This window comes from Flavobacterium sp., from assembly GCF_017985075.1.
Taxonomy (GTDB): Bacteria; Bacteroidota; Bacteroidia; order Flavobacteriales; family Flavobacteriaceae; genus Flavobacterium.
This window is the reverse complement of record NZ_JAGNYF010000014.1, coordinates 20,134-28,731: the sequence shown is the minus strand read 5'-3', so window position 1 is coordinate 28,731 and position 8,598 is coordinate 20,134. Positions and strand designations below refer to the sequence as shown.

Here is an 8,598-nt window from a genome sequence, read left to right as displayed (position 1 = left end):
TTCTTCAAATGTAAATTAGTACTTTTGAGGCATTAATTTATGATTTTATGAGTCTTACCAAACATAACTGGACGAAAGAAGAAATAATTGCTATTTACAATAAACCATTAATGGATTTGTTGTTTGATGCGGCTTCAATTCACAGAAAATATCACGATCCTAATACGGTTCAAGTGTCTACACTTTTATCTATAAAAACGGGTGGTTGCCCTGAAGATTGTGGGTATTGTCCGCAAGCGGCAAGATATCATACCGATATTGAAGGAAATGACTTAATGTCTGTTTCACAAGTAAAAGCACAAGCCTTAAGAGCCAAATCTTCAGGTTCTTCTCGTGTTTGTATGGGTGCGGCTTGGCGTAATGTTAAAGATGGTCCAGAATTTGATCAAGTGTTAGAAATGGTTCGTACCATTAATAAATTGGATATGGAAGTATGTTGTACTTTAGGTATGATAACTGAAAATCAAGCACATCGTTTAGCAGAAGCAGGATTATATGCCTACAATCATAATTTAGATTCCTCTGAAGAATATTATAAAGAAGTAATTTCAACTCGTGGTTTTGAAGACAGACTTGAAACTATTGAAAACGTTAGGAAAACCAATGTTACGGTGTGTAGCGGTGGAATTATTGGAATGGGTGAAAGCATTGAAGATAGAGCAGGTATGTTAGTAGCACTTTCTACATTAAACCCACAACCAGAATCGGTGCCAATTAATGCTTTAGTTGCGGTTGAAGGTACACCACTTGAAGATGAAAAACCTGTTGAAATATGGGAAATGATTCGTATGGTAGCTACTACAAGAATTATTATGCCTGAAACGCAAGTACGTCTATCTGCAGGAAGAACCAATATGAGTAGAGAAGGACAAGCGATGTGTTTCTTTGCAGGTGCCAATTCTATTTTTGCAGGTGATAAATTGCTTACTACACCAAATCCTGATGTAAATGAGGATATGAAAATGTTTGAAATGCTTGGATTAAATCCGCAAAAACCATTCATTAAAAAAATGCAACCTGAAACAGTAGAAGCACAAGATTCTAAATTTGAAGCTTTAGGCGAGAAACCAAAATGGAGTCGACCAGAGCATAAAATTGAAAGAAATTTAGAAGCTTCTGGAAAAAAGTAAGCTATAAATTCTAAAGAAATATAAAATCCCATGCCTTTTTAGGTATGGGATTTTTTAATTATCTGTAAAAAATTTACTGCGTTACAATTTGCAACGTTTCGCGGCTAATTTGTTTTACTAAAACGTTCTTGTCTTTTTCAATTACTTCTGCTGAAATGGCATCAAAATGACGAATGGTGTATAAAGAAACGTTTTCATTATAAGAAACTTTGAATTTTTTTGATAAAATGGTTTTCAAATCTTTAAATTTATCAAAGGTGTCTTCAATGCAAACGGAAAAACTAATAGCTGTATTTTGAATTAAACTTACTTTAATTTTATGTTTATGAAATAAAGCGAATATTTCACTAATATTTTCTTCCATTATAAATGAAAAATCAATTGAGGAAAGCGATACTAAAATTTGATTTTTCTTTACAATAAAACAAGATGTTTTAGGTTCTAAATCTACGCCAGTTCCTACTTTAGTTCCTGGTAATGTTGGGTTTAGAAATGATTTTACATACAACGGAATTTCTTTTTTTTGTAAAGGTTGTAACGTTTTTGGATGTATTACGCTTGCGCCATAAAAGGCCAATTCTATTGCTTCTCTATACGAAATTTGATTTAGTAACACAGCATTTTCAAAATACCTTGGATCGGCATTTAAAACACCAGGAACGTCTTTCCATATCGTCACACTTTCTGCACCTAAGCAGTAAGCAAAAATGGCAGCCGTATAATCCGATCCTTCACGACCTAACGTAGTAGTAAAGTTATTTTCATCTGCACCAATAAATCCTTGGGTTATAAACAACGATTTTTTTCTATTTATTTTAGAAATCAATTTTTGAGTGTATTCCCAATTTACATTGGCATCTCTGTAATTAGCATCCGTTTTAATATAATGACGCACATCTAACCATTGGTTTGTAATTCCTGCAGCATTTAAATAATGACTCACAATTGTGGTAGAAACCATTTCTCCAATACTAATAATTTGATCGTACACAAAAGGATAATTTGGAGATTTATTGCTTCTAACAAAATATTCTAAATCATCAAAATGCGTGTTTACGTCAAAAAACACCTCGTGCTCCTCATCATCAAATAAATCTAATAAAATTTGATTGTGATATTTTCTGATGTCTTGTAAAGAAGCATATAATTCGTTCGACTTTTCAAAGTAATTTTTAATTACTACTTCAAGTGCATTTGTAGTCTTTCCCATAGCGGAAATCACTAACATTACATCTTCGTAACCAACGGTTTGTAATACATTTAATACGTTTTTTATTCCTGCAGCATCTTTTACAGAAGCGCCCCCAAATTTAAATATTTTCATAACTTATCAATTACAATATTAAAATTTCAAATCCCAAATGATTATTGAATTTTAATTCGTTGTTTTTTCTATATTATTTATAAATGTCTCAATTCCTATTTCATCCATATGAACCACGCGCCAATCATCTAAAACAGATGCTCCACTTTTCTTGTAAAATTCAATTGCAGGTGTGTTCCAATCTAACACATTCCATTCTATTCGTCTTACGTTATCTTTTTTGCCTTGTTTTATAATTTCGGTATATAATGCAAATCCAGCGCCAGTTCCTCTGTTTTTTTCTCTAACTATTAAATCTTCTAAATGGATGGTTTTTCCCTTCCATGTTGAAAATCGATAATAATACAAAGCTACACCAATAATTTCATTTTGCACTTCTGCTACAAAAGTATAAAATAATGGATTTTCAGAAAAGCCATCTCGCACTAAATCTTCTACAGTTACAACCACCGCATTCGGTTCTTTTTCAAAAATAGCTAATTCTTTAATTAAAGCCAAAACTTCTGGCATATCTTCTGGTATTCCTTTTCTTATAATCATTTTTTCTTGAAGCTATTTCCTGCTTTCCACTATATCTTTTTATTTTATGTTGCCTTCGAGAGCCTCAGTCAACATAAAATAAAAAGGATGCCGTTGCAATCAGGGCTATTTTACATACGTTTTTCAATACATTCTTCTGCAAAAATACATATACACAAACAACTTTCTAAATTAATTTCGCATTATCACAAAAATAACGATATTTGTGCAACAATTCAACTCAATCGATTTCGTAATGGAACAAAGCAACAAAACCTTAGGTGAATACATCATCGAAAATCAAAATGCATTTCAATATTCGTCTGGCGAATTATCCCGAATTATCAACTCCATCCGTTTAGCAGCAAAAGTAGTCAACTACAAAGTAAACAAAGCAGGTTTAGTGGATATTGTAGGTGCTGCTGGAGATCAAAACATTCAAGGTGAAGACCAACAAAAACTGGATGTTTATGCCAATGAAGTATTTATTCAAACATTAATAAACCGAGAAATTGTTTGCGGAATTGCGTCTGAAGAAAACGACGATTTTATAACCGTAGCAGGTTCAGATAAAAGTCATAATAACAAATATGTGGTATTAATGGATCCGCTTGACGGCTCTTCAAATATTGATGTTAACGTATCCGTTGGAACAATTTTTTCAGTTTACAGAAGAATTACACCAGTTGGAACACCAGTAACTTTAGAAGATTTTTTACAACCAGGAATCAATCAAGTAGCTGCTGGGTATGTTATTTATGGTACGTCAACTATGTTGGTATACACAACCGGTTGTGGCGTTAACGGATTTACCTTAAATCCAGCTATCGGAACGTTTTATTTGTCGCATCCCAATATGAAATTTCCAGAAAATGGAAGTATTTATTCTATAAATGAAGGAAATTATGTGCATTTTCCTCAAGGGGTGAAAAATTACCTAAAATATTGCCAATTAGAAGAAAACGACCGACCATATACCTCAAGATATATAGGAAGTTTAGTATCTGATTTTCATAGAAATATGATAAAAGGTGGCATTTATATTTATCCAACCAGTTCTAAAGCGCCAAAAGGAAAATTACGTTTGTTATACGAATGCAATCCAATGGCATTTATTGCCGAACAAGCAGGAGGAAAGTCTTCTGACGGATTTGGTAGAACTATGGAAATTATCCCAACCGAATTGCACCAACGCGTTCCGTTTTTCTGCGGCGTAAAAAGTATGGTAGAAAAAGCAGAGGAATTTATGGAACAAGCTAAATAAAAATTCAAAGAGACAGAAATGTCGCTTTTTTATTTCCTAAAAATTCTGTAAGTTTGAAAAACCTTTTAAAAGAAATGGTATGCAAGAATTTTTAATATATTTCAATATGGGACTAAAGCACGTGTTAGATATCGCGGCTTATGATCATATCGTTTTTCTAATTGCGTTACTAATTCCGTACACCTTTAAAGATTGGAAACGCGTGTTTTTATTGGTAAGTTTGTTTACTTTAGGACATACTTTAGCCTTGATTTTATCTGTTTTTGGGGTGGTTTCTATTTCGGTAACTGTTGTAGAATTCCTAATTCCAATCACTATATTAATCACTGCTTTATATCATTTGTTTACCGCTGGCAAATCGGCAAAAAAAGACACTATAACTTTTGTAGCAATAGTAACAGTGTGTTTCGGATTGATTCACGGGCTTGGATTTTCAAATTATTTTAATACCATAATGGTAGGTTCTGGAATGACTAAGTTAGTGCCTTTATTAGAATTTGCTTTAGGAATTGAGGCCGCTCAACTAATTGTGGTTCTTGCCGTATTGCTTCTTGCGTATATTCTTCAAACTTTTTTTCGTTTTTCAAAAAGAGATTGGGCTTTGGTATTGTCAGGATGTATAATTGGTGTAGTTTTGCCAATGATATTACAAAGCGAAATTTTTAAGTAAAACGGAACCTTTTCCCTTTTACCCTAAACCCTTCACCTAAACAATGAAAGAAAAGAAAAAATTAAAATACGATTTAGCCTATTTGCGCATCGCATCAGAATGGGGAAAATTATCTTATTGCAAACGTAAACAAGTAGGGGCTATTATTGTTAAAGATAAAATGATAATTTCTGACGGCTATAATGGTACACCAAGTGGCTTTGAAAATTGTTGTGAAGATGAAGAGAATCTAACAAAGTGGTACGTACTTCACGCAGAGGCAAATGCCATATTAAAAGTGGCGCGTTCTACACAATCTTGTGAAGGGGCTACTTTGTATATTACCCTTTCACCTTGTAAAGAGTGTAGCAAATTAATTCATCAATCTGGTATAAAACGTGTGGTGTATTTAGATGAATACAAAGACACTTCAGGTGTAGATTTTTTAAGAAAAGCAGGTGTAGAAGCCGAACATTTGCAAGAAATTTATGAGTAAACATCAAAATAAATTTTATATTTATATACCTATAATCATCGCCTTGTCCTTTGCGGGTGGAATGCTATTGGGAAGTAAATTAGATGTTTTACAACAAACCAACTTAGGTTCAAAATCTGCAGGAAAATTAAAGCTTAATAAATTACTTGATTTTATTGATAAAGAATATATAGATGAAGTAAATACCGATTCTATTGTAGATTTAACAGTTTCCGGAATTTTAGAAAATCTCGACCCCCATTCTATTTATATTCCAAAAGAACAATTGGCGGCTGTAAATGAAAGTATGGAAGGAAATTTTGTAGGCATTGGCGTAAATTTTTATATGTATAAAGACACGTTAACTGTTATTAAACCCATTCCAAGCGGACCTTCTGCAAAAGCAGGAATACAATCAGGAGATAGAATTTTATTTGCTAATAATAAGCAACTTTTCAAAAAAAAATACCAATCAGAAAATTTATTTCCAATTTTAAAAGGCGAAATTGATACGCCTGTTAATTTGGTAGTGTATAGAAAATCTGAAAACAGAAAATTTAAAGTAACAGTTGTTAGAAATTTAATTCCAGTTAAAAGTATAGATGTTGCCACAAAAATAAACAATAAAACAGGTTATATTAAAGTAAATCGATTTGCCGAAACTACTTATAGTGAATTTCATAACGCTTTAGTTTCTTTAAAAAAGCAAGGAATTAAAGAAGTAATTATTGATTTAAGAGAAAATGGTGGCGGTTACTTAGAAATGGCTGTTGCAATGGCCGATGAATTCTTAAAAGACAAGCAAGTAATCGTTAAAACAAAAAATAAAAAAGGAAATGTAGATGTGTCTTACGCTACTTCAAAAGGTATTTTTGAAACAGGACGTGTGTATGTATTAATTGATGAAAATAGTGCCTCGGCAAGTGAAATTTTCGCAGGTGCCATTCAGGATAACGACAGAGGAACTATAATTGGACGTCGTTCTTTCGGAAAAGGATTGGTGCAACGCGAAATGAAAATGAATGATGGTTCTGCAGTACGATTAACCATTGCAAGATATTACACACCTTCAGGTAGAAGTATTCAAAAACCCTATGAAGACAAAGGCGAAAAGTATTTTAACGAATTTGAAAAGCGTTTTTTAAGTGGCGAATTATACGAAGCAGATAGCATTAAAGTAGCCGATAGTTTAAAATTTAAAACCAAAAAAGGCAGAATAGTATACGGCGGTGGTGGAATTATCCCTGATGTATTTGTACCGATTGAAAAAAATCACAATAAAGAAGGTTTAGAATTACTTCTGCAATCGGAAATAATGAGCTATTATGCTTTTGAAAAATTAGATGAAAATCGAGCATTTTTCAGTAAAATGAATGCGACACAATTAAAAAACGAATTGTTTAAAAAGGACAAGTATTTTTCTCAATTTAAAGAGTATATTGCTTCAAATGGCTTGCTTTTTAATATTTCTAATCAAAAGGAACAAGTGCTAACGTATTTATATGCTGAATTTTCTAAACAATTATTTAATGACACTTCGTATTATCAAATTGTACTTCCAAAAGACAAAATGATTACTAAAGTGTTAGAAAAGCAAAAATAATTTAAGAAAACCTTTACATACTTTGTCTTTTGCTTAACAGATGGCTATTTTAAATAGTTTATTTTTGATTTTCTAAACTTAATGTATGAAAATTAAAATTACGCTATTTCTTTTCTGTTGTTTTCAAATTTGTTTTTCTCAAAATATAAAAGGAAATGTTCGGGTTAATAATTTACCAATTCATAATGTTGAGGTAATTAATACAAATAGCAAAGAAGTTATAAATACAAATCAAGAAGGTGCTTTTGAAATAAAAGCTGCAACAGGAAATTGGATTACATTTTACCATAAAAATTATGATGTCGTAAAAATATATGTGGATTCGTTATTTGATTACTCTAAAAGTTTAGAAATTAAATTATCCGAAAAATCAATTAAGATTGAAGAAGTTTTGGTCGAAAAAAAACAACCTTTTTTAAAAGGATTGAAAACAGGAATGCCTGTTATTCCATATAACAAACCAAGTGTGAGTTTTTCGGATGGAACTGTAAATACACCAGTAGACTTTTTTCAAGTTTTCGGACTTATTAAAAAACTATTTAAGAATAAAGATAAAGTCGCTTTTAAACCAAAAGAGCCTGTTCAGTTTAGAACTTTTACAGCTCAAAGTTATAGTAATGAGTTTTTAATTAAGAGTTTGAAGCTAAAACAAGAAGAAATTGAAGAATTTCTAAATTATTGTAGTTTTGATTCCAAATCAAAAGAAGCAGTTGAAAATTCAGATAAATTAATTTTGCTACAATTTTTAATTGAAAAATCTGAAGAATTTAAAAAACTATATCAAAAATAACAAATTATTCCTTCACAGCATCGTGAACCTGAACAGGTTTTCCATCATTCCATAAAGTTAATACATCGGTTGCAGCACTTGCGCCACTTCCAGCAGCAATAACAAGTTGACTTCTATGTCCAGCCAAAGTTCCGATAGCATAAATACCTTCAGTTACCAAATGATCATTATTTTCTAACTGAATTCTATTTTTCTCAGGTGCTGCTTTTTTGTGTGGAATAATGTAGTTTTCCAATCCTTCAATCGTAAATGGATTTCCAGCGCCAATACCAATCATAATTAGTTTTGAATGATAGGTGTTTTTATTTGTAGTAATTGTGAAGTTACCAAATTCACCAGAAATTTTCAAAACTTTCTCGTTTTCAAATTGTAAAATTTGTGGATATAAATTTTGTAAATGTTCCAAACTACAATTTAATAAATTACGACCTAAAGTTCCAGGCGCAATTCCGTATGCATTATTAAATAAGGCGTTTTGTAAAGAAGAGGCTTTCTGATGTGCAATAATTCCGATTTTTTTGTCCATCATAAAAGATTTCTCTTTAGCTGAACCAAAAATTAATGCAGCTGAAACTCCAGAAACTCCGCCGCCAATTATTAAAACGTCAAACATATTATTTTGTTTGTTCTACTACTTTTTTCGCAACTCTAAAAAGTGTTACGATAAGGATAGCGCAAAATGAAGCAATAATTCCAATTATAGCAATTGTACTTTCTCCTTCAAATGGTTTTTCAAAATCAATTTTTGTAGCATTAAAAATAATTGTGATTACTGATAATGCGATAATAATGTAACTAAATATTTTCATTTTTCATTTTTTTTAGTCGCCTGAGGTTCTCGATG

10 protein-coding genes are annotated in these 8,598 nt (G+C 31.7%); 6 read left to right on the top strand and 4 right to left on the bottom strand.

The features are described from left to right. The first annotated feature begins 47 nt into the window (after window positions 1-47). Entirely contained in the window at window positions 48-1,130 is a 1,083-nt protein-coding gene (gene bioB / locus KA468_RS04660) for a biotin synthase BioB (protein ID WP_291241769.1), read from the top strand. Between the two features lie 73 nt (window positions 1,131-1,203). Here the strand turns inward: bioB and KA468_RS04655 are convergent, their stop codons facing one another. After that, on the bottom strand, window positions 1,204-2,454 hold the full coding sequence (locus KA468_RS04655; protein WP_291241768.1) for an aspartate kinase: 1,251 nt from the start codon (window positions 2,452-2,454) through the stop codon (window positions 1,204-1,206). Between the two features lie 51 nt (window positions 2,455-2,505). Next, window positions 2,506-2,994: a GNAT family N-acetyltransferase gene (locus tag KA468_RS04650; RefSeq protein WP_291241767.1), complete on the bottom strand. Its 489-nt coding sequence runs from the start codon at window positions 2,992-2,994 to the stop codon at window positions 2,506-2,508. 235 nt (window positions 2,995-3,229) lie between these two features. On the opposite strand from KA468_RS04650, the gene fbp reads away from it, so the two are divergent. From fbp to KA468_RS04625, 5 genes are all read left to right on the top strand, one after another. Then, complete coding sequence (gene fbp / locus KA468_RS04645; RefSeq protein ID WP_291241789.1) at window positions 3,230-4,237, top strand: class 1 fructose-bisphosphatase; 1,008 nt, start codon at window positions 3,230-3,232, stop codon at window positions 4,235-4,237. A gap of 79 nt (window positions 4,238-4,316) precedes the next feature. Further along, the gene (locus KA468_RS04640) at window positions 4,317-4,907 is read left to right on the top strand and encodes a HupE/UreJ family protein (RefSeq protein WP_291241766.1); all 591 of its coding nucleotides are present in this window, start codon (window positions 4,317-4,319) and stop codon (window positions 4,905-4,907) included. A 43-nt stretch (window positions 4,908-4,950) separates the two neighbouring features. Beyond that, entirely contained in the window at window positions 4,951-5,382 is a 432-nt protein-coding gene (locus KA468_RS04635) for a dCMP deaminase family protein (RefSeq protein WP_291241765.1), read from the top strand. Further along, window positions 5,375-6,964, top strand: coding sequence for a S41 family peptidase (locus KA468_RS04630; RefSeq protein ID WP_291241764.1), 1,590 nt, complete (start codon window positions 5,375-5,377; stop codon window positions 6,962-6,964). The genes KA468_RS04635 and KA468_RS04630 overlap by 8 nt, the downstream gene beginning before the upstream one ends. Window positions 6,965-7,049: 85 nt before the next feature. Further along, window positions 7,050-7,754 carry a hypothetical protein gene (locus KA468_RS04625; protein ID WP_291241763.1) on the top strand — a complete coding sequence of 235 codons (705 nt, stop codon included), beginning with the start codon at window positions 7,050-7,052 and terminating at the stop codon, window positions 7,752-7,754. Window positions 7,755-7,758: 4 nt separating this feature from the next. Here the strand turns inward: KA468_RS04625 and KA468_RS04620 are convergent, their stop codons facing one another. After that, window positions 7,759-8,367: an NAD(P)/FAD-dependent oxidoreductase gene (locus KA468_RS04620; protein WP_291241762.1), complete on the bottom strand. Its 609-nt coding sequence runs from the start codon at window positions 8,365-8,367 to the stop codon at window positions 7,759-7,761. Between the two features lies 1 nt (window position 8,368). Next, window positions 8,369-8,563, bottom strand: coding sequence for a hypothetical protein (locus tag KA468_RS04615; RefSeq protein ID WP_291241761.1), 195 nt, complete (start codon window positions 8,561-8,563; stop codon window positions 8,369-8,371). Window positions 8,564-8,598 lie beyond the last annotated feature (35 nt).